Origin of the sequence: Streptomyces sp. NPDC057638, assembly GCF_042800315.1 — a bacterium.
Lineage (GTDB): Bacteria > Actinomycetota > Actinomycetes > Streptomycetales > Streptomycetaceae > Streptomyces.
Genome location: NZ_JBHVHF010000028.1, coordinates 1 through 21,321 on the forward strand (window position 1 = coordinate 1; position 21,321 = coordinate 21,321).

Sequence of the window (21,321 nt, forward strand, 5' to 3'; positions counted from 1 at the left end):
CCCCCGGAACCGGGGGCGGGCGACCCCACCGCTTCGCGTGCGCAATCGCTCCGTCGACGTGTGTCAGGCCGCTGCCCCGCCCCATGTCGTGTCGTGGTGCCGATCGGCTCGTCGCCTGACGCGGTTGTCCACCGGGGCCGTCTGCGGTGGGTGCGCGCGACGGTTCCGCGACATCCCGTGCGCGGGCGGTGATCCCGGTGTGCCCGCCGGCCCCGCCTTCTCGTGCCGCTCTCCGTGGCCCCGTCGGTGCCCGTCGCCGCGCTTCCCCCGTTCCCCGTGGTCTCCCCGTGCCCGTGCCGTGCTGTCGTGCTGTCGCGTTCGGGGCCGCGTGTCCCCGTGTCCCCGCGCGTCTCTCAGGAGTCGTGCTCCAGGATCCTCGACTGTGCGATGAGATAGCCCAGTTGGGTGCGGCTGCCGCTGCCCAGCGAGGAGCCGAGTTTGGCGATATGGGCCCGGCAGGTGCGGACGTTCATCCCCAGCCGCCGGGCGATGGCCTCGTCGACATGCCCCTCCACCAGGAGCTTGGCGATGGAGCGCTGTACCCCGGTCACCCCGTCCAGGTCGGGACCGTAGGACAGCGGCTCCTCCCAGGGCAGTCCATGGAGCCAGAACTGTTCGAAGACGCCCACGAGATACTCGACGATCCCCTTGTGCCGCAGCTCCAGCGCGGAGAGCCGGTCACTGCTCGCCGGGATGAAGGCGACCTTGCGGTCGACGATGATCAGGCGGTCGATTATCTCTTCCAGGGTGCGGACCTCGACCCCGGCCGGACCGACCCGCTCCATGTAGGCGAGCGTGGTCGGGTGGTGCCGCGCGGTGTGCTGGTAGAGCGTGCGCATCCGTACGCCGCGCTCGATCAGCGGCTCGACCCGGCGCAGCGCCTTCTCCAGGATGTGCGGCTGCCGTCCGCTGCCCGGCTGCACGGTGAGCAGCTCCTCGGTGCAGTCCGCGGTGACTTGATCGAGTGTTGTGTTGATGCGGTTGAGGCCCTCCAGGACGGTTATCCCCTGCGGGACCGTGGAATTCTGGGCCGTGTACGCCATGAATGGCTCAAGAGCGTCGGTCAGGGCGACCGTACGCCGTCTCCTCTCCTGGATCTCCCGCTCGATGGGGTGTATGAGCTGCGTCAGCGCGGTGGTCGGTGGGACGGGACGCAGCCACTGAGGGTCGTCAGGATCCCGGTGGAGCAGGGCGAGATCGAAGAGACATGGTGTGGGTTCCGCTTCGGACCGGGCGATACGACCGGTACGCAGGGCGGCGATGTAAAGACTTTTCCCCGCCTCGCACAGTTCGCCGTCCGCGTGAGGGTGTCCGGATTCGCCCTCATTAGACGTCATATGCACCCCCTCATGTTCCTGCATTACAGGAACATGATGCCTGCCGTCGCTGGTGCAAGCGTTCGGAGTGAGACATCGTCTTATGCGCGGGGGAGGAGGAATGATCAAAAGAGGTGGAGATCACCCATGTCTAGGACGCTACGTGCTCTTTGTGCTCTTGCCATAGCGGCGGCCGCGCTAGGCGCGGTGGCATCCGGCGAGCCCTCTTGGGGTGGTGGCACTCCCGTCGAGACAGTGGCGGCGTCCACGGGCGAGCCTTCGTGGGGCGTTTCGGGCCCACAGGAGGCCACCGGGGAGCCTTCCTGGGGTGGCGTGAACCCGGCGTCGGTTCCGACCACGCCTGGCGAACCCTCCTGGGGTGTTGTCCCTCCGCGCGATAGCGCAGAAGCATGACCGTTCCACCGGACGACCGGGTCTTCCGGCGTGAGATGGCCACGGCCTACCGCTCGGGGTGGCATTTCATCGACCTCGTCACGGCAATCCCCCACCGTGGCGACTCGTTGATGGTCACCCTGTTCGGCGAGCCGATCGTCGTGGCGCGCGAAGAGGACGAGGACGTCCGCGCCTACCGGTGCCTCCGTCGGCCGCGAGGGGCGCCACAGCCAGTCCGTTGCGCCATCCGGTACGGAATGATTTTTGTCAACCTCGACCAGCGCGACCACCAGATGGTCGAGCCCGATTCCATCACCGCCACCCCCCGCAGTGCCTGAGCGATTCCCCCGTCGTTCCAAGTCGCTCAGGTGCTTCCCCCACACAGCGGCGTCATCGCGGACCTGAAACGCGATGGCGCCGCTGTGCTTTCCCCGCCCTTGCCGCTTTCGCCGCAGCCTCTCCCCACCCGGGTGTCACAGGCGTCTCGGGTGTCCCGGGTACCCCAGGTGTCCGCCCTTCCCCGTGTGTCTCCGCCGTGACCGCTCGCCCCCGCCGTGCCGCGGGTTCTTCCGGCCGCCCGTCCCGGTCGCGCGCCGGTCCGCGCCGCCCAGGTACGCGCCGTGTGTGTCCGCGGGCGCGCGCCGTCATGGACCGGCTCGTGTGCGCCGCTCCTCCGATGGGTGTGCGCCGGCGCGCCCTCAGGCCGCGGGAGGCAGGGGCCGTACGGAGCCGAGGGCGCGGGTGACGGTGATCTCGATGACCACCCGCTCGGGGTTCTCGCGCGGTACGCGTTCGTACCGCTCCGCGTAGCGGCGTACGGCGTCGGCGACCCGCTCCGGTTCGGTACGGATCCGAGCCCGGCCCTCCAGCGTCGCCCAGCTGGCGCGCTCCAGCTGGCAGACGGCGACCCGCGGCCCGAGCGGATCCGCGGACTCCAGCACATTGCGCACCTTGCGGCTGGACTTGCCGGTGATGACGCGCGCGAGACCGGCCTCCGGGTCGAAGGTCACCCCCACCGGCACCACATGAGGACTGCCGTCCGGGCGGAGTGTGGTCAGCGTGCACACATGGCGCTCGCGCCAGAACGCCAGGTAGTCGAGGGGAAGATTCCGCAGGTCCAAGGCCATGGCGCCAGCCTAGGGCCTCACTGCCGGGCGGCCCCGTCGGATGGCCAATCCGGGTTGAGTGGAATAGACTCAACTTTATGCAGGTTGACTGAGTCAGTGTGGAGAGAGGCCCTCGCTCGCCTGCGAGAAACACCCAGCTAGGAGGAGAAACCGCACGTGGACGCCGAGCTGACCAACAAGAGCCGGGACGCGATCAACGCCGCCACCAGTCGCGCGGTGTCCGCAGGACACCCCGATCTCACCCCCGCCCATCTGCTGTTCGCGCTTCTGACCGGTCAGGACAACGAGAACATCGTGGATCTGCTGGCCGCCGTCGGCGCCGACCAGGCCGCCCTGCGGTCAGGTGCCGAACGGGTGCTCGCCGCGCAGCCCAGTGTCACGGGCTCCACCGTCGCACCGCCGCAGCCCAACCGCGACTTCCTCGCCGTCATAGCGGACGCCTCCGAGCGTGCCAGGAAGCTCGGCGACGAGTACCTCTCCACCGAGCACCTGCTGATCGGCCTCGCCGAGAAGGGTGGCCCCGCCGCCGAGGTGCTCTCCGGGCAGGGGGCCACCGCCAAGAAGCTGCTGGAGGCGTTCCAGGGCGTCCGGGGCACCCGCCGGGTGACCACCGCCGACCCCGAGGGGCAGTACAAGGCGCTGGAGAAGTTCGGCACCGACTTCACCGCCGCCGCCCGCGAGGGCAAGCTCGACCCCGTCATCGGGCGGGACCAGGAGATCCGCCGGGTGGTCCAGGTCCTCTCCCGCCGTACGAAGAACAACCCCGTCCTCATCGGTGAGCCCGGCGTCGGCAAGACCGCCGTGGTCGAGGGACTCGCCCAGCGGATCGTCAAGGGGGATGTACCGGAGTCCCTGCGGGACAAGCGGCTGGTCTCGCTGGACCTCGGCGCCATGGTCGCGGGCGCGAAGTACCGGGGTGAGTTCGAGGAGCGGCTCAAGACCGTACTCTCCGAGATCAAGGAGAGCGACGGCCAGATCGTCACCTTCATCGACGAACTGCACACGGTCGTCGGCGCGGGCGCGGGCGGCGACTCCGCGATGGACGCGGGCAACATGCTGAAGCCGATGCTCGCCCGGGGCGAGCTGCGCATGGTCGGCGCGACCACGCTCGACGAGTACCGCGAGCGGATCGAGAAGGACCCGGCGCTGGAGCGCCGTTTCCAGCAGGTGCTGGTCGCCGAGCCGTCCGTCGAGGACACCATCGCCATCCTGCGCGGTCTCAAGGGGCGGTACGAGGCGCACCACAAGGTCCAGATCGCCGACTCCGCGCTGGTGGCCGCCGCCACCCTCTCCGACCGCTACATCACCTCGCGCTTCCTGCCCGACAAGGCGATCGACCTGGTGGACGAGGCCGCCTCCCGGCTGCGGATGGAGATCGACTCCTCGCCGGTCGAGATCGACGAGCTCCAGCGCTCCGTCGACCGGCTGATGATGGAGGAGCTGGCGCTCAAGAACGAGACCGACCCCGCCTCCCGGCAGCGGCTGGAGAAGCTCCGCCGCGATCTCGCTGACCGGGAGGAGGAGCTGCGCGGGCTCACCGCGCGCTGGGAGAAGGAGAAGCAGGGCCTCAACCGGGTCGGCGAGCTGAAGGAGCGCCTCGACGAGCTGCGCGGCCAGGCCGAACGCGCCCAGCGCGACGGAGACTTCGACGCCGCCTCCAAGCTGCTGTACGGGGAGATCCCGGCGTTGGAGCGGGAGCTGGCGGAGGCGTCCGAGGCGGAGGCCGAGGCCCGTACCGACACGATGGTCAAGGAGGAGGTCGGCCCGGACGACATCGCGGACGTGGTCGGCTCCTGGACCGGGATCCCGGCCGGGCGGCTGCTGGAGGGCGAGACCCAGAAGCTGCTGCGGATGGAGGACGAGCTGGGCCGGCGGCTGATCGGCCAGGGCGAGGCGGTGCGCGCGGTCGCGGACGCGGTCCGGCGCACCCGCGCGGGCATCGCCGACCCCGACCGCCCCACCGGTTCCTTCCTCTTCCTCGGCCCGACCGGCGTCGGCAAGACCGAGCTGGCCAAGGCGCTGGCGGACTTCCTCTTCGACGACGAGCGGGCGATGGTCCGGATCGACATGTCGGAGTACAGCGAGAAGCACAGCGTGGCCCGGCTGGTCGGCGCTCCCCCCGGCTACGTCGGGTACGAGGAGGGCGGACAGCTCACGGAGGCGGTGCGCCGCCGCCCGTACAGCGTTGTGCTGCTGGACGAGGTGGAGAAGGCCCATCCGGAGGTCTTCGACATCCTGCTCCAGGTGCTGGACGACGGCCGTCTCACCGATGGCCAGGGCCGTACGGTCGACTTCCGTAACACCATCCTCATCCTGACCTCCAACCTCGGCAGTCAGTATCTGGTGGAGCCGCTCACCAGCGACGAGGAGAAGAAGCAGCAGGTCCTGGAGGTGGTACGGGCCTCCTTCAAGCCCGAGTTCCTCAACCGGCTGGACGATCTGGTCGTCTTCTCCGCGCTCACCAAGGACGAGCTGGGGCGGATCGCGCGGCTCCAGATCAACCGGCTGGCGAAGCGGCTGGCCGATCGGCGGCTCGCCCTGGAGGTCACGGACGAGGCGCTGGAGTGGCTCGCGGACGAGGGGAACGACCCCGCGTACGGCGCGCGGCCGCTGCGCCGCCTGATCCAGACGGCGATCGGGGACCGGCTGGCGAAGGAGATCCTCTCGGGTGAGGTCAAGGACGGGGACACGGTCCGGGTGGACCGTTTCGAGGACGGGCTGATCGTGGGGCCCGTCCCGGCCTGACCGCCGCGCCCCGCTCGCGTCCCACCCGCGCCCGTCGTGGGTGGGACGCGGGCGGGGTGGGGCCCGCCCGGGAACGGGCCGGAACGGAACAGGGGTGTGGTTGCCACTTCCGGACCGTGATGGGGGAGGATGGCCGCATCCGTACGAAGGGACATCCACGGTGACCATCGATCCGTCCTCGATTCCGAACTTCGGGGGCCCCCAGCCGCAGCAGGCCACAGGACCGGCGGGCCCCGTCGTTCCCGACCAGGACCTGGTGAAGCAGCTCCTCGACCAGATGGAGCTCAAGTACGTGGTGGACGACGAGGGTGACCTCGCCGCTCCGTGGGAGGAGTTCCGCACCTACTTCATGTTCCGCGGCGAGGCCGAGCAGCAGGTCTTCTCGGTCCGGACGTTCTACGACCGTCCGCTGGCCGTCGAGGACCGCCCGAAGGTCCTCGACGCCATCGACGACTGGAACCGCCGCACCCTGTGGCCGAAGGTGTACACCCACCTCCACGAGGAGGAGGGCGAGCCCGCCACCATCCGTCTCATCGGTGAGGCGCAGATGCTCATCGGCACCGGTGTGAGCCTGGAGCACTTCGTCTCCTCCACCGTGAGCTGGGTGCGCGCCGCCATGGAGTTCGACGCGTGGCTGGTCGAGCAGCTCGGCCTGAAGCCCGCAGAGGGCACGGAAGGCGCCGAGGGCGCCGACGACGCGTCGGGCGTGGAGAAGGCGGCCGAGGACGCCTGACGCGCCCTCCCGCTGAGGTACGTCGAGGCGCTGGCGTGCCGGCGCGGCGCGGCATCGCGGGATCCCGGCCGGTGCCGCGACCCGGGTCCGGTGTCCTGGTGCCGTGACGCGTCACAACGCCATCGGGGACAGCGTCAGCAGATACGTCCCATAGGCGAACGAGAGCCCGGCCAGGGCGGTGGTCACCACGGCCACCGTGCCTGGCCGGGCCCGTGCCAGGGCCCGCGCCGCCGGCAGCAGCAGCGGGAAGGCGGGCAGCAGGAAACGGGGCTTGGACTCGAAGAAGCCCGAGCCGCCGACGGTGATCAGCACCAGGACCCCGGTGTAGACGAGCAGCGCGAGCGGCGGCCGGTCCAGCGCCAGCAGCGCGAAGAGGGCCATCGAGACCACCACGATCGTCAGCGCGACCACCAGGGGCAGCGCCGCGGGCCGCAGCACGATGTCGCGCACCACGCGCAGCGACCCCGCGCCGAGGTCGAAGGTGGAGGTCCAGCCCCGCTGGACGGAGAAGTAGCCGCCGAGGAGGTCGCCTTCGCGCGCCCCTACGTACAGCACATAGCCGCACCAGCCCGCGGGGGCCAGTGCCGCGCCCGCCACGAGACGCAGGGGGCGGCGTTCGCGCCGCCGTAGCAGCGTGCAGAGGGCCACGACGACCACTGCCGCCGCCACCGCGACCCCATTGGGGCGCGCCAAGCCCGCCAGCGCCGCCAGGAGGCCCGCGCACAGCCAGCGGTGGGTGAGGACCGCGTAGAGGGACCAGGCCGCCAGAGCGGTGCACACGGGCTCGGTGTAGGCCATGGAGAGCACGATCGCGTGCGGCAGCAGCCCCCAGAGCACCACCAGGACGGTCGCCACCCGCCGTCCATGGAGCCGCTCGCCGACCGCGTAGACACCCCAGGCCGCCGCCCCGGCCGCGGTCCAGGAGAGCAGCAGTCCCGCCGTGCCGCTGGTGATGGGGAGGGCGTGGGTGACCGTCCGGATGAGCCCGGGATAGAGCGGGAAGAACGCCAGATCGCTCTGGACGGCTCCGTCCGGCCAGCGCAGCACGCGCCCGTAGCCGTGCTCGGCGATCAGCATGTACCAGTCGGAGTCCCAGGAACGGGCCAGGGTGCGGCGCGGGGGGCGCTTGATGTGCCAGGACCAGCAGGCCATCACCAGCAGCCCGGTCAGCCGTGCCGCCGCGAAGAGCCCGAGCGCCGGAGCGGCGCGCGCCAGGGCGGCGCGCCACCGTGACCCGGACCGGGTGTCCGCCGCCGCTGCCTCGTCTGTTTCCTCGAAGGTCTCGGCGGACAGGGGGCACCTCCGGCACACACGGGTCGTTCTCCTGAACGACCATCAGGCGCAGGGGTCGCCCGCGCGAGCGCTGTGCGCCCGACGGGGCCACTTTCCCTCCGCTTCCCACCCGGTCGGCTGAACGGCCTCCGCCCCGCCATACCGCCGTGTGGCGGCGTGGCGCGGCTCTTTGGAGGCGCGTACGAGGGTGCCGCCTCTGACCCGTTACCGCGCGGCACCCTCGTACGCGACGGGCGGTACGGGTCAGAGGCGGCGCAGCCGGGAGACGGCCTCCTGGAGGACCTCGGGCCGCTTGCAGAAGGCGAAGCGGACGAAGGGCGCGCCCTCCTCGCGGTGGTCGTAGAAGACGGCGTTGGGGATGGCGACCACCCCGCAGCGCTCGGGCAGGGCGCGGCAGAACGCGAAGCCGTCGCTCTCGCCGAGACCGCGGATGTCGGTGGTGACGAAGTAGGTGCCCGCGGGCCGGTAGACGGTGAACCCGGCGTCGGCGAGGCCCGCCGTCAGCAGGTCGCGTCCCGCGCGGAGGGTGGCGCGCAGGCCGTCGTAGTAGCTGTCGGGCAGGCGCAGCGCCTCGGCGATGGCGTACTGGAAGGGGCCCGCCGACACATAGGTCAGGAACTGCTTGGCCGAGCGGACCGCCGTGACCAGCTCCGGGGCGGCGGTCACCCAGCCGACCTTCCAGCCGGTGAACGCGTACGTCTTGCCCGCCGAGCCGATGGTGACCGTGCGCTCCCGCATCCCCGGGAAGGTCGCGATCGGCACGTGCTCGCCCTCGAAGACGAGGTGCTCGTAGACCTCGTCCGTGATCACCAGCAGATCGCGCTCGACGGCGAGCGCGGCGATGGCGGCGAGTTCGTCGCGGGTCAGGACCGTGCCGGTGGGGTTGTGCGGGGTGTTCAGCAGGATCAGCCGGGTGCGGTCGGTCACCGCGTCCCGCAGCTCGTCGAGGTCGAGCCGGTAGGCGCCGTCCCGGGGACGCAGGGTGACCGGGATCCGGCGGCCGCCCGCCATCGCGATGCACGCGGCGTACGAGTCGTAGTAGGGCTCCAGGGCGATGACCTCGTCGCCGGGTTCCAGCAGCGCCAGCAGCGAGGCCGCGATGGCCTCGGTGGCGCCCGTCGTCACCAGTACCTCGGTGTCGGGGTCGAACCGCAGGTCGTAGTGGTGGGCCTGGTGGTCGGCGACGGCGGTGCGCAGCTCCGGGACGCCAGGGCCGGGCGGGTACTGGTTGCCCCGTCCGTCGCGCAGCGCCCGTACGGCGGCCTCCCGTACCTCCTCGGGCCCGTCGGTGTCGGGGAAGCCCTGCCCGAGGTTGATCGAGCCGGTCCGCGCGGCGAGCGCCGACATCTCGGCGAAGATCGTGGTGCCGAACTCGGCGAGGCGCCGGTTGAGCGGGGGCCGGTTCTCCGTGGTCGTCATGGTGGTCATCCTCGGGCGAACCTCTGGAGTTGCTCAAGTCGGCTTTGGCGGTCGTACGGCCGGGGGATCCCTCCCCCACACGAGAGCGTCCGGAAGGGGCGAGAGGCCGCGCGACGGCGCACGGACCCGCCCCGGGAGAGGACAGTACGAGGAAACAAAGGGGGTGCCGATGATGACAGCTTTTGTGATCGTCGCGTTCGTGGTGCCGTTCGTGCTGGTGGCCACCCTGCTGGGGCTGATGCGCCGACGGTCGGGGGTTGGCCGGAAGCGGCAGGCGGGGGCCTGGAGCGGTACGGGCGGCGGTGGCAGCCACAGCGGCAGTGGCGGCTGGTGGGCCGGTGACGGTGGTTCGTCGGGTGGATCGTCGTGCTCGTCCGGTGGGTCGTCGTGTGGCGGCGGGGGCGGGGGGTGTGGCGGCGGAGGCAGCTGACACGGGGTAGCTGGTCCGCCCGGCCCGGCCGGTGCGCGACGCGAGCGCGCGCTCCTGCGGAATAGCGCAGGGGGGCGCGCTCCGCGGTGTGCGGGGCTGGTGCCTCCGAGGCGTGGGCGACGGCCCCTGTCGGGGGGTCCTCGCTCTGTCGGTGGTGCTTTGGCGGGGGCTCGTGGCGGCCAGAGGTTCTTGCCGGGGCTCTGTCGGCGGCTGCGGGTCCGCCGCGCATGGGGGCTCCTGGCGGTGCGGTGGTCAGGGGCGCGGGGGTGTGGTGGGTCGGCCCGCTGCGGTGCGGTGGCCGGGGCCTGGGGGCGCGTGGTGGGCTCGCGCGCGGGGCGCGCCCCTCCGTGGCCGAGGGCGGGTGTCCGGCACCTGTGGGGCGGTCCGCGGGCGTGCGACGGCGGTCGTCCGCGGGTGGCCGGGGGAGGCGTGAGAGGAGGCATGGGCGGTGTGTGCCAGGTGGAGTGTTTACCCCGGCGCACGCAGGGCGCCCGAAGTTGTTGAACAGTTGAACCGCAAGGCCCCCTAGCGGATGGAAACCCCTTCAAGTTGGGTAAAAACGCTGTGAGCGCCGCGTACTTCATGATTCAGTCGCTGACGGAACCTGTTGGAACCAACCAGCGCTCAAGCCGGCCCTACCGGCCCCGAGCCGCGGTCCCCCACCTTCCCCCCACCTCCCGCTCAGGGGCGCACTCTTCAGGTCCACGTGTCCGTCCACCGCCGAAGCGTGTTGCGGAGCCGACCCATGCTCACGACCCTCAAGACCGCGTATACCGACACCCGTGCCGACGACCTCGCCTGGGCGCTCGGTCGGGAGCCGCTGCCCGCCCTGGCCGTCCTCGATCTCGAACTGTCCGGAGCCAAGCTCCAGTTGAGGCTGCTCGGCGCCTCCCACCAAGTGCTGCTGGAGGAACGCCGCGGCAGGTGCTCCGAGACCGTCGCCTGTATGCCCGGGAGCAGCACACCGCTCCCGCTCGGCGTCGCCAAGCGCGTCGGTGACTGGGAGTACGAGTTCGCCGCCCGCGTCGAGACGCTCTCCGAGGGCTCCTTCGCCGGGCGGGCCCAGGAGCTGCTCGCCCTGGTCGCCGACCACCCCCACTCGCTGGCCGGGACGTTCCCCGGCTCCCCGCACGCCTTCACGGCGATGATGGCCCAGCGCGGCCACGAGGGGCAGGTGCGGTGGCGCACCTGGCACGCCTACCCGCAGGAAGGCCGACTCGTGGTGACGCGCACACGGGTGGGCGCCGTCTCCGACGGCTCGCGCGCCGGGCGGTCACGCACCGCCGCGCTGTCGTAGCCCCGCGCCCGCCGGGCGGGCTCCAAAGGGGTTCACCAGGGGGCAGGTGCACACGTGTGGGTGACCGGCCGCATGGGGGGTGTGACGTAGCGTTACTGCATGATTGACCAGCACCCGCAGTTGTCACCGCCCAAGGGACCGGTACACCTGCCGGTGCGACCCGCGGCGGGCCGCAATCTCATCCTGGTGACGGTGTTCGTCTGCGCCGCCTGCGGTCTGGTCTACGAACTGGAGCTGGTCGCCCTCGCCTCCTATCTGAGCGGCGACTCCGTCACCCAGGCGTCCGTGGTGCTGTCGCTGATGGTCTTCGCCATGGGTGTCGGCTCCCTGCTCGCCAAACGCCTGCGCTGCCGCGCCGCCGTCGGCTTCGGACTGCTGGAGCTGGCGCTGGCGCTGGTCGGCGGCACCTCGGCGATGGTGCTGTACGCGTCGTTCGCGTGGACCGGTGGCTCCCGGCTGGTCCTGGTCGCGTTCTCGCTCGCCATCGGCGTCCTCATCGGCGCCGAGATCCCGCTGCTGATGTCGCTGATCCAGCGGATCTCACGGCGCGACGCGGAGGGCACGGTCGCCGACCTGTTCGCCGCCGACTACGTCGGGGCGCTCGTCGGCGGGCTCGCCTTCCCGTTCCTGCTGCTGCCCTGGCTGGGGCAGCTCACCAGCGGGCTGGTGACGGGCGCGGTCAACGCCCTTGTCGGCGGCTCACTGGTGCTCTGGCTCTTCCGGCACGATCTGCGGCCGAGGTCACGGCTGCTCCTGCTGGTGGCCAATCTGACCGTGCTGGCGCTGCTGGGCACCGCGGCCGCGCTGGTGGACCACTTCGAGGCCGCCGCCCGCCGCGCGGTCTACGGCGACCAGGTGCGGGTCGCCGTCCGCACCGACACCCAGGAGGTGGTCCTCACCGGCCCGCCCGGCGGCCCGCTCGACCTCTTCCTCGACGGGCGGCTGAGGGTGAGCGAACGGGACGAGCACCGCTATCACGAGGCCCTGGTCCACCCCGCGATGCTCGGTCGGCACGGGCGGGTCCTCATCCTCGGCGGGGGCACCGGGCTGGCCGCCCGCGAGGTGCTCCGCTATCCCGGTGTCGCCTCGGTGACCGTCGTCGAAGGGGACCCCGGCGTGGTCCGCCTCGCCCGTACCGACCCCGCGCTCGCCGCGCTCAACGAACGGGCGCTCACCGACCCCCGGCTACGCGTGGCCACCGGCGACGTGTTCGACTGGCTGCGCTCCCCGCGCCCCGGCCATGACGTGGTGATCCTGGACCTGCCGGACCCGGGACTGAGCCTGAGCGCCAAGCTCTACTCACTGGAGTTCTACGGGCTGCTCACCCGGGTGGTCGCCGACGGCGGCCGGATCGTCGTCCACGCGGGGCCACTCGCCTCCCGTACCCAGACGTACTGGACCGTCGACGCCACCCTGCGCGCCGCCGGGCTCGCGACCACCCCCTACCGCGCCACCGGGAGGCTCCCGGGGTTCGTGGACGGTGCCGACCGGCCCGCCCGCACCGCGCCGTCGCCTGGTGACTGGGGATTTCTGCTCGCCGCGCCCGGGGAGCCCCCGCCGCTCGGCCTCGACCCCGCCGCGCCCGCGCTGCGCTCGCTCACCCGCGCCTCGCTCGCCACGGATGGCTGGGACGCCGAACGGACCCGGCTGTCCGGTCTGCCGCCGTCGACCCTGGTCCATCCGAGGTACGGGGACTGAGCGCGGGCGCGGGCGCCGTCGCCGGGGCGTGGGATCCGGCGGGGCGGCCCCGGCGGGTGGCAAGGCGCCGGACGAAAGGCAGACGTCCGTGGCACCGCTGGGTAGGCTCGGTTTCCATGGACCACGAGGTGTTTGTTCCGGTTCCGGTTGAGGCCGTACGAGAGGTGCTGCGCGACCGTGTGCGGCTGGCCCGCTGCGTACCGGGCCTTCAGCGGGACGCCGCCGACGCGGCGGACGGACCCCTGACCGGACGGCTCAAGGTCCGTGCCGGAAACCACTCCATCACCTACCGGGGCACCCTCGACGTGGTCGAGGACGGTGAGGGCTTCACGGTCACCGGTGAGGGCGCGGAGGCGCGTGGTGGTGGCTCGGTGAGCTGCTCCCTGAAGATCCGTCCGATTCCGTCGGCGGATGATGCCAAGCATGGTACGAAGCTGCTGCTCAACGGGGTGGTGCAGGCGGCGGGCAGGCTGGCCGGGCTGCCGGAGGGCGTCGCCGGGCAGACCGCGCGCCGCCTGCTGGACCGCTGTGCCGCACGGCTCGCGGAGGTGGCGATCGAAGCCTCCCCGGCCCCTGACGCCACGGCGGAGGCCCCTGGTCCGGTCAGTGTGGCCGACGCCGAGCGACGGGGCCTGGTCGGCGAGGACGAGCCCGCGGCGACCGAGGAGACGGCTGCGGGGACGGCCGAGCCGACCATGGGGAACGGGGGTGTGGCCGAGGGCGGCGACGACTCCGTATCGGGCGTGACGTGGGCGGGTGCGCCGAACGGTCCGGGGACGGACCCGGGGACGGGTGCGTCGGGGCCGGCGGGGGCGGACGGGGCGGACGGGGCGGCGAAGGATCCTCAGGCGGCTGAGGGATCCGTGGCCCCCGGGGCGCCGGGGCAGCGTGGAGGAGCCCCTGACGACTCCTCGGCGGAGGGGCGGCGGTCTGGCGGGGCCGTGTTCGAGACGCCCGTGCCCCCGCCCTCGCTGGGGCCGGACTCCGAGACCGACTTCGAGGAGGGGGAACTGGGCGACGAACCCGATTTCGCCGACTTCACGGATCTGTCCGGGCTGACGGACGCTTATGGCGATGGCGTCGATGGCGGCGTTGATGATGGTGTGGACGACGGGGCCGATGAGGTTGTTGGGGAGGGTGGTCAGGGTGCGGACCCCTTCGGGGCCCTGCCCGGGGAGCCGCCCAGCGAGGCCGCGCACGCGCGGCGCACCATGATCGGCCGCAGCGCCGAGGAGGTCGACCACGCGCCACCGCGCGGACGCTACGCCCCCACTCCCGCGCCGAACGAGGGCGGGCCGGTCCTCCCCGTACGGTGGCTGGCCCCAGCGGCCGCGCTGGCGCTGGTCTCGGCCGTCGTGGTGCGCCGGGCCCTACGGCGCCGCATGTGACCCTGGGGGCGGTTACTGTCGTGGGGTGAGTAGCAGCGAGAAGAGCGTCCGGCTGGTCGCCGGAGACGTCGAGTTGACCGTCGATCCGCACAACGGCTGCCGGGTCACCAGCCTGGCCGTGGGCGGCACGGAGCTGCTGCGCCAGGGTGAGCGGTATGGCTGCTTCCCGATGGTGCCGTGGTGCGGACGAGTCGCCGATGGGCGGTTCCTCGACGGGGCGACGGTCCGTCAGCTCCCCCTGAACTCCCCGCCACACGCCATCCACGGCACCGGCCGGGACACCGTCTGGCGCACCGCGCACACCACGTCGGCCTCGGTGGTCTTCACCTACGAACTGGGCGAGCCCTGGCCGTATACCGGAGTCGTCACCCAGACCGTCGAGCTGACGGAGGACTCCCTGACGCTCACGATGGGCGTGGAGACCTACGACGAGTCGTTTCCGGCGCAGGCGGGCTGGCACCCGTGGTTCCTGCGGAACCTCGGTGGTGAGGACGTACGGATCGACTTCGACGCCGCCTGGCAGGAGGAACGCGGCGAGGACCATCTGCCGACCGGCCACCGGATCACCCCGCTCCCCGGCCCCTGGGACGACTGTTTCGGGATGCCCGACGGGGTGGACGCGACCCTGAGCTGGCCCGGACAGCTGGAGCTGAGGGTCACCAGCCCCGCGGCGTGGGTCGTGGTCTACGACGAGCAGGACGAGGCCGTCTGTGTCGAGCCCCAGTCCGGGCCGCCGAACGGGCTCAACACCCACCCCCGGCTCGTGACCCCCATCGACCCGCTGGAGACCTCCACGACCTGGACCTGGCGCCGACTCTGAGCGGCGGCCAAGGGCGAGCCGGGTGCGAGCCGCCCGGACGGCGAGGAGGAGTCGGCGCGCGGCGCGTGCGAGCCGACGGGACATCGGTGCCGGGCAGGACTGACCGCCGGTGATCCGGCAGCGGCCCGGGCGGGCCGGGGAGGAGTGGCTTCCCCCGGCCTTCGCCGCGGCTTCCCCCGGGCGCGCCCCGGGTGGGGCGGTGCTCGCCGATGCGGGGCATAAGCTCAGGGGCATGAGTGACGTACGTGCTGAGCTGCTCCAGCAGATCAAGGACAAGGCCGTGGTGCACGGCAAGGTGATCCTCTCCTCGGGTCGTGAGGCCGACTACTACGTGGACCTGCGCCGGATCACGCTGGACGGCGCGGCGGCCCCCCTGGTCGGCCAGGTGATGAGCGAGCTGACCGCCGACCTGGACTATGACTGCGTCGGCGGCCTCACCCTCGGCGCCGACCCCGTGGCGACCTCGATCCTGCACGCGGCCGCCGGGCGCGGCCGCCGGGTCGATGCCTTCGTGGTGCGGAAGGCGGCCAAGGCGCACGGCATGCAGCGCCGGGTGGAGGGCCCCGACATCGCGGGCCGTCGCTGCCTGGTGGTGGAGGACACCTCGACCACGGGCGGCTCCCCGCTGACCGCCGTCGAGGCGGTGCGGGAGGCCGGGGGCGAGGTGGTCGCGGTGGCCACCATCGTGGACCGGGCGACCGGCGCGGGCGAGAAGATCAGCACCACGGCTGGTGTCCCCTACCTCTACGCCTACTCCCTGGCCGAGCTGGGCCTGGCCTGATCCTCGGTCTGCCGGTCTGCCGGTCTGTGGGTCACGGTCACGGTCACGGTCGTGGCCGTGGTCGTGGTCGTGGTCGCAGGGTGGTAGCCCGCGGAACGTTCCGCTGAGCGCTCCGGTTCGCACCCGTGCTGAGCAGGCTGTTCCCCGGGCGGTGGGGGGTGCCCACCGCCCGGGACCGGGCCTGTCTCTGTGGCACCGGGGCCGGTGGGCCATGGAGGGCGGCGTCCCGGCGGGTGAGCCGGGCCGGGGCGTATCAGCCACGTCTGTTCTGGAACGGACACAGTGTGTGAATCAGGAGTTGCCTCCCGTACCAGTACAGACCGGGCGGGGTGGAGTCCTGGCGGGCGTCTGCGAAGATGGGGGCCGACGATGACGTCGCCCCCAGGTCAGGGCCTTCATATCGCAACCCGCACATCCCAAGGAGCGGACAGATGCCCATCGCAACCCCTGAGGTCTACAACGAGATGCTCGACCGGGCGAAGGCAGGCAAGTTCGCCTACCCGGCCATCAATGTGACCTCCTCCCAGACCTTGCACGCTGCGCTGCGCGGCTTCGCGGAGGCCGAGAGCGACGGCATCATCCAGATCTCGACCGGTGGTGCCGAGTTCCTCGGTGGCCAGCACAGCAAGGACATGGCGACCGGCGCCGTCGCGCTGGCCGAGTTCGCGCACATCGTCGCCAGCAAGTACGACGTGACGGTCGCCCTGCACACCGACCACTGCCCGAAGGACAAGCTCGACGGCTTCGTCCGCCCGCTGCTCGCCGTCTCCGCCGAGCGGGTCGCGCGCGGCGAGAACCCGCTGTTCCAGTCGCACATGTGGGACGGCTCCGCCGAGACCCTGGCCGACAACCTGTCCATCGCCCAGGAGCTGCTGGCCCAGGCCGTCGCCGCCAAGATCATTCTTGAGGTCGAGATCACCCCGACCGGTGGCGAGGAGGATGGCGTCACCCACGAGATCAACGACGAGCTGTACACCAGCGTGGACGACGCCCTGCGCACCGCCGAGGCGCTCGGCCTCGGGGAGAAGGGCCGCTATCTGCTGGCCGCCTCCTTCGGCAATGTGCACGGCGTGTACAAGCCGGGCAACGTCGTCCTCCGCCCGGAGCTGCTGAAGGACCTCCAGCAGGGTGTGGGCGAGCGCTACGGCAAGACGTCGCCGTTCGACTTCGTCTTCCACGGGGGCTCCGGCTCCACCGACGAGGAGATCGCGACCGCGCTGGAGAACGGTGTGGTCAAGATGAACATCGACACCGACACGCAGTACGCCTTCACACGTCCGGTCGTGGGGCACATGTTCTCGAACTACGACGGTGTCCTGAAGGTCGACGGCGAGGTCGGCTCGAAGAAGACGTACGACCCCCGCACCTGGGGCAAGCTCGCCGAGGCCGGCATGGCCCAGCGTGTCGCCGAGGCGTGCGGCTCGCTGCGCTCGGCGGGGAACAAGCTGAAGTAACCGATTCCGCGGCACCCGGAACCGGGACGGCGGTTCCGCGGGACCGCCACACCGGCACCGCGGGTTCCGGTACGGGCCCGGTGCGGCTCCTCCCTCGTGGAGGGGACGTGCCGGGCCCGCCGCATGTCCCCACCAGAGCGGTACCGAGCAGGGAGAGGCTCCACGATGGCCGCGTACGACTTCGACACCCCGGTCGACCGGCGTGGCACCTGGTCCGTGCAGTGGGACGGCGTCGCCGACCGCTTCGGCACTCCGGGGCTGCTGCCGTTCACCATCTCCGACATGGACTTCGCCTCGCCACCTGAGGTGCTGGACGCGCTGCGGTCCCGGATCGACCACGGCGTCTTCGGCTACACCGACTGGCGGCACGAGGACTTCCTCTCCGCCGTCCGCGACTGGTTCGCGCTCCGCCACGACACGGCCATCGACACCGACCGGCTCGTCTACGCGCCGTCGGTGCTCAACCAGCTCTCCCAACTGCTGCGGATGTGGACCGAACCGGGTGACGGGGTCGTCGTCCACACTCCTGTGTACGACGGGTTCCGCAAAGCCGTTCTCGGGCTCGGTCGTGAGCTGCGGGGGGTACCCGTCGGCGATATGGACGCCCTGGCGGTGGAGCTGGCCCGTCCGGACAGCAAGGTGCTCGTCCTCTGCTCGCCCCACAACCCGACCGGACGGGTGTGGACCGAGGCCGAGCTGACCCGCACGGCGGAGCTGGCCCGGACCCACGGAGTCGCGGTGGTGAGCGACGAGATCCACGCCGATCTCGTGCACCCGGGGACCGCCGGTGGGCTGCGGCACCTGCCGTGGACCCGGTTCGGCTCCGGCCGCTGGGCGCTGATCACCTCCGCCAGCAAGGCGTTCAACTTTCCCGCACTCAGCGGCTCGTACGGGATAGTCGGCGACCCGGACGACCATGCCGAGTTCCTGCGCCGGATGACGACCGCTGAGGGGCTCGCCTCTCCGGCCGTCCTCTCGCTGAGCGCCCATATCGCCGCGTACCGGCGGGGTGCGGACTGGCTCGGCGCCCTGGACGCCTATGTCACGGGCACCCTGCGCATGGTGGAGCGGCGCCTCGCCGACGCTTTTCCTCAGCTGGGCTGGGTCCCGCCGCAGGCGGGCTACCTCGCCTGGATAGACCTGCGTCCGCTCGGGGTGCCGGAGGCAGCCCTCCAGCGCGAGCTGATCGACCGCGAGCGGGTGGCGATCATGCCGGGATCGGTGTACGGACCGGAGGGCGAGGGCCATGTCCGGTTGAACGTCGGGTGCCCGAGGCCGAAGGCGGAACGAGGGGTGGAGGCGCTGATACAGGCGGTGCGTCGGCTGATGTGAGCGGTGGGCGGCCTCGGCGGTGCCGCCGGGAGCTGCGCCGGGTCCAGTGGCGAAGGCGGACACAAGGCCAGTGGCGAAGGCGGACACGAGCCTGGTGGCGAGAAGGGAAGCGAGCAGGGGAACGAGGCTGACGGCGAGCGCGGACACACGGAGTGAGGGCACGGCCCGGGGATTGGCCATGCCGCTCGGGTCGTCGGAAGCCCGGCGCGCTGCGATGATCCGGGTATGGAGGACCGTCCGGAAGGTGCCAGCACGGGGAGCGGCGAGGCGCGCGGATCTGATGGGTCTGATGAGTCCGGTGGGTGGGCTGGTCCTGGCTCTGGTGCCGATCCCGGGGAGCCCCGTGCCGCGCGTCCCGCTGCTTCCGGCGCCTCCGCCGGGGCCTCCGACGGCGCCGGAGACTCCGGGGCGTCCCGGACCTCCATGGCAGCCGGAGACCTCGAAGCCGCCGGGTTCCCCGGCATCCGCCTCCGTAGCGCCACCGGCCGCTGGGTCGTCCTCACCACCGTTCTCGGCTCCAGCATGGCCATGCTGGACTCCACCGTGGTCAACGTCGCCCTCCGGCATATCGGCGATGACCTCGACGTTGATATGTCGGTCCTTCAGTGGATCGTCAACGCCTACACCCTCACCCTCGCCGCCCTGATCCTGCTCGGCGGTGCCCTCGGCGACCGCTATGGCCGCCGCCGCATCTTCGTCCTCGGCGTGGTGTGGTTCGCCATCGGCTCGCTGCTCTGCGGGATCGCGCCCACCGGGGAACTGCTTGTCCTCGCCCGCGCCCTCCAGGGCATCGGTGGTGCGCTGCTCACTCCGGGATCGCTGGCGATCATCCAGGCGAGCTTTCACCCGGACGACCGGTCGCGCGCGGTTGGGCTCTGGTCCGGCTTCGGTGGCATCGGCGCGGCGATCGGACCGTTCGTCGGGGGCTGGCTGGTCGACGGCCCCGGATGGCGCTGGGTCTTCCTGATCAATGTGCCGCTCGCCGCGCTCTGTGTGCCGATCGCCCTGCGTCATGTACCCGAGTCCCGCGACCCTGGCGGTGGCCACGCCCGTTTCGACGTCCTCGGTGCGGCCCTCGGCGCCGCGACCCTCGGCCTGACCACCTACGCACTGATCGACACGGCCTGGTGGGCCGGGGTCGCGGGGATACTGGCGGGTGTGGCCTTCGTCCTCGTCGAGCGGCGCGTGCCGGAGCCGATGCTCCCGCTCTCCCTCTTCCAGTCGCGGCTCTTCACCGTGGTGAACCTGGTGACCCTGTGTGTCTACGCGGCGCTCGGCGGCTTTTTCTTCCTCGTGGCGCTGCAACTCCAGGTCGTCTCGGGCTACTCGGCTCTGATGGCCGGTGTCGCTCTGCTGCCCACGACCGTGCTGATGCTGCTCTTCTCCGCGCGCTCGGGCGCGCTGGCGGAGCGGATCGGGCCCCGGATCCCTCTGACCGTGGGGCCCTTGCTCGCGGCGCTGGGCATGCTGCTGATGGTTCGGGTGGGTCCACATCCTTCATATCTCCTCGATGTCCTACCTGCGTTGCTGGTCCTCGGTACGGGCATGGTGACCCTGGTGGCCCCGCTGACCGCCACCGTGCTGGCCTCCGTCGACACCGCTCGCGCGGGCATCGCCAGCGGGGTCAACAACGCGGCGGCCCGCGCGGCCGGGCTGCTGGCGGTGGCGGCGCTGCCGCTGCTGGCGGGCATGGGCCCGGAGGCTTACCGCTCGGCCGCGCAGTTCGACGCGACCTTCGGGCGGGCGATGCCCATGTGCGCGGCGATCCTGGTGGTCGGCGCGGTGATCGCGGCCGTCGGTATCCGTCGTCCGCGCCATCCTCAGGTCCACCCCGAGTGCCGGGTGAACTGCGGGGTGGGTGCTCCCCCGCTGGAGACGGGGGAGCGGAACGAGTGAGCCGACGTGGTCGCGGACCCGTCGTTCTCCATGGGCTTCAGCCTGCCTCTACACGGTTGCGCTCGATCTGCGGTCCGGCTGCGGTCCCGCTGCGAGCGCCTTCGCTTCGCTTGCGGTTCGCCTGCGATCGGCTTGCGGTCGGATACCGCGCGACTCTTCGGTACGGCTGCCCCATGCCCGTGGCGTGCTGTCTCCGCCCGTGTCGCTTGATCCGTGCGCCGCCCCGCCCATCCCGCCTCGGCACGCCGTTGTCGCCAGGCAGGAATGGCTCGTACCGGCGGCCCTCAGGCCTGGTGTCGACCAAGATGAACGCAAGGACGCGGAGGCACCTCCGTTCAGCACGCGCTATGGGGGCACAACATGACGCATGTGATTGAGGCCGAGGTCGGGATCATCGGCGGCTCGGGTTTCTACTCCTTTCTGGACGACATCACGGAGGTGACGGTCGAAACCCCCTATGGACCGCCGAGCGACGCCCTGATGATCGGGGAGATCGCCGGGCGGAAGGTCGCGTTCCTGCCGCGCCACGGACGGTCGCACTCGGTTCCTCCGCACCGCATCAACTACCGCGCCAACCTGTGGGCGCTGCGCGCGGCCGGGGTACGCCAGGTACTCGCCCCCTGCGCCGTCGGCGGTCTCCGGCCGGAGCTGGGACCGGGCACCCTGGTCGTGCCCGACCAGTTCGTGGACCGTACCTACGGCCGTGAGCAGACCTACTACGACGGCGTCCGCCGCCCCGACGGTCAGGTGCCTGGCGTGGTCCATATCTCGATGGCCGATCCGTACTGCCCTGTCGCGCGCGAGGCGGCCCTGGTGGCGGCGCGTGCGGAGGACTGGGAGCCGCGTGACGGCGGCACGCTCGTCGTCGTTCAAGGGCCGCGCTTCTCCACTCGCGCCGAGTCTCTCTGGCACGCCGCGCAGGGCTGGTCGGTGGTGGGCATGACCGGCTACCCGGAGGGGCCGCTCGCCCGTGAGCTGGGCCTCTGTTACGCGCCACTGGCTCTGGTCACCGATCATGACGCCGGGGTCGAGGTGGGTGGAGGCGTCACCCATGAAGAGGTGCTCACAGCGTTCGCCGAGAACGTCGGCCGGTTGCGGCAGGTGCTCTTCGGCGCCGTGAAGGGGCTGCCGACCGAGCGGGACTGCTTGTGCAGCCGCACGCTGGACGGTGTTGAGACAGGTATCGACCTGCCCTGACA

16 protein-coding genes are annotated in these 21,321 nt (G+C 71.5%); 12 read left to right on the plus strand and 4 right to left on the minus strand.

What is annotated here, in order from left to right; all coding sequences use genetic code 11:
- Positions 1-353: 353 nt before the first annotated feature.
- A complete protein-coding gene (locus tag ACFVIM_RS06540) occupies positions 354-1,337 on the minus strand; it encodes a helix-turn-helix transcriptional regulator (protein WP_384299307.1) in 984 nt (327 codons plus the stop codon).
- Positions 1,338-1,726: 389 nt separating this feature from the next.
- Here ACFVIM_RS06540 and ACFVIM_RS06545 point away from each other — a divergent pair, with 389 nt between their 5' ends.
- Positions 1,727-2,047: a (2Fe-2S)-binding protein gene (locus tag ACFVIM_RS06545; RefSeq protein WP_384299310.1), complete on the plus strand. Its 321-nt coding sequence runs from the start codon at positions 1,727-1,729 to the stop codon at positions 2,045-2,047.
- Positions 2,048-2,407: 360 nt separating this feature from the next.
- Here ACFVIM_RS06545 and ACFVIM_RS06550 read toward each other — a convergent pair whose 3' ends face one another.
- Positions 2,408-2,836: a pyridoxamine 5'-phosphate oxidase family protein gene (locus ACFVIM_RS06550; protein WP_384299313.1), complete on the minus strand. Its 429-nt coding sequence runs from the start codon at positions 2,834-2,836 to the stop codon at positions 2,408-2,410.
- A 156-nt stretch (positions 2,837-2,992) separates the two neighbouring features.
- On the opposite strand from ACFVIM_RS06550, the gene clpB reads away from it, so the two are divergent.
- Together clpB and ACFVIM_RS06560 are read left to right on the plus strand one after the other, a co-directional pair.
- Positions 2,993-5,581 (plus strand): ATP-dependent chaperone ClpB, encoded by a 2,589-nt coding sequence (gene clpB / locus ACFVIM_RS06555; protein ID WP_384299316.1) that lies wholly within the window; start codon positions 2,993-2,995, stop codon positions 5,579-5,581.
- Positions 5,582-5,741: 160 nt separating this feature from the next.
- Positions 5,742-6,314, plus strand: coding sequence for a YbjN domain-containing protein (locus ACFVIM_RS06560; protein WP_384299319.1), 573 nt, complete (start codon positions 5,742-5,744; stop codon positions 6,312-6,314).
- A 111-nt stretch (positions 6,315-6,425) separates the two neighbouring features.
- Here the strand turns inward: ACFVIM_RS06560 and ACFVIM_RS06565 are convergent, their stop codons facing one another.
- Together ACFVIM_RS06565 and ACFVIM_RS06570 are read right to left on the minus strand one after the other, a co-directional pair.
- Positions 6,426-7,625, minus strand: coding sequence for a hypothetical protein (locus tag ACFVIM_RS06565; RefSeq protein ID WP_384299322.1), 1,200 nt, complete (start codon positions 7,623-7,625; stop codon positions 6,426-6,428).
- 225 nt (positions 7,626-7,850) lie between these two features.
- A complete protein-coding gene (locus ACFVIM_RS06570; protein ID WP_384299324.1) occupies positions 7,851-9,035 on the minus strand; it encodes a pyridoxal phosphate-dependent aminotransferase in 1,185 nt (394 codons plus the stop codon).
- A 1,166-nt stretch (positions 9,036-10,201) separates the two neighbouring features.
- Between ACFVIM_RS06570 and ACFVIM_RS06575 the strand changes: the two genes are divergently transcribed.
- The 9 genes from ACFVIM_RS06575 to ACFVIM_RS06615 all read left to right on the plus strand — a co-directional run bounded on the left by ACFVIM_RS06575 (position 10,202) and on the right by ACFVIM_RS06615 (position 21,319).
- Complete coding sequence (locus ACFVIM_RS06575) at positions 10,202-10,753, plus strand: DUF2617 family protein (protein WP_384299325.1); 552 nt, start codon at positions 10,202-10,204, stop codon at positions 10,751-10,753.
- Positions 10,754-10,852: 99 nt separating this feature from the next.
- A complete protein-coding gene (locus ACFVIM_RS06580; protein WP_384299327.1) occupies positions 10,853-12,451 on the plus strand; it encodes a polyamine aminopropyltransferase in 1,599 nt (532 codons plus the stop codon).
- Positions 12,452-12,567: 116 nt separating this feature from the next.
- Entirely contained in the window at positions 12,568-13,839 is a 1,272-nt protein-coding gene (locus tag ACFVIM_RS06585; protein WP_384299330.1) for an SRPBCC domain-containing protein, read from the plus strand.
- A 25-nt stretch (positions 13,840-13,864) separates the two neighbouring features.
- Entirely contained in the window at positions 13,865-14,659 is a 795-nt protein-coding gene (locus tag ACFVIM_RS06590; RefSeq protein WP_384299332.1) for an aldose 1-epimerase, read from the plus strand.
- Between the two features lie 232 nt (positions 14,660-14,891).
- Positions 14,892-15,440, plus strand: a complete 549-nt coding sequence (gene pyrE, locus ACFVIM_RS06595) for an orotate phosphoribosyltransferase (protein ID WP_384299334.1) — start codon at positions 14,892-14,894, stop codon at positions 15,438-15,440.
- 431 nt (positions 15,441-15,871) lie between these two features.
- Positions 15,872-16,894 (plus strand): class II fructose-bisphosphate aldolase, encoded by a 1,023-nt coding sequence (gene fbaA, locus ACFVIM_RS06600; protein ID WP_384299336.1) that lies wholly within the window; start codon positions 15,872-15,874, stop codon positions 16,892-16,894.
- 165 nt (positions 16,895-17,059) lie between these two features.
- Complete coding sequence (locus ACFVIM_RS06605; RefSeq protein ID WP_384299339.1) at positions 17,060-18,226, plus strand: MalY/PatB family protein; 1,167 nt, start codon at positions 17,060-17,062, stop codon at positions 18,224-18,226.
- Between the two features lie 423 nt (positions 18,227-18,649).
- On the plus strand, positions 18,650-20,122 hold the full coding sequence (locus tag ACFVIM_RS06610; protein WP_384299341.1) for an MFS transporter: 1,473 nt from the start codon (positions 18,650-18,652) through the stop codon (positions 20,120-20,122).
- A 360-nt stretch (positions 20,123-20,482) separates the two neighbouring features.
- A complete protein-coding gene (locus ACFVIM_RS06615) occupies positions 20,483-21,319 on the plus strand; it encodes an S-methyl-5'-thioadenosine phosphorylase (protein WP_384299344.1) in 837 nt (278 codons plus the stop codon).
- Positions 21,320-21,321: the final 2 nt, after the last annotated feature.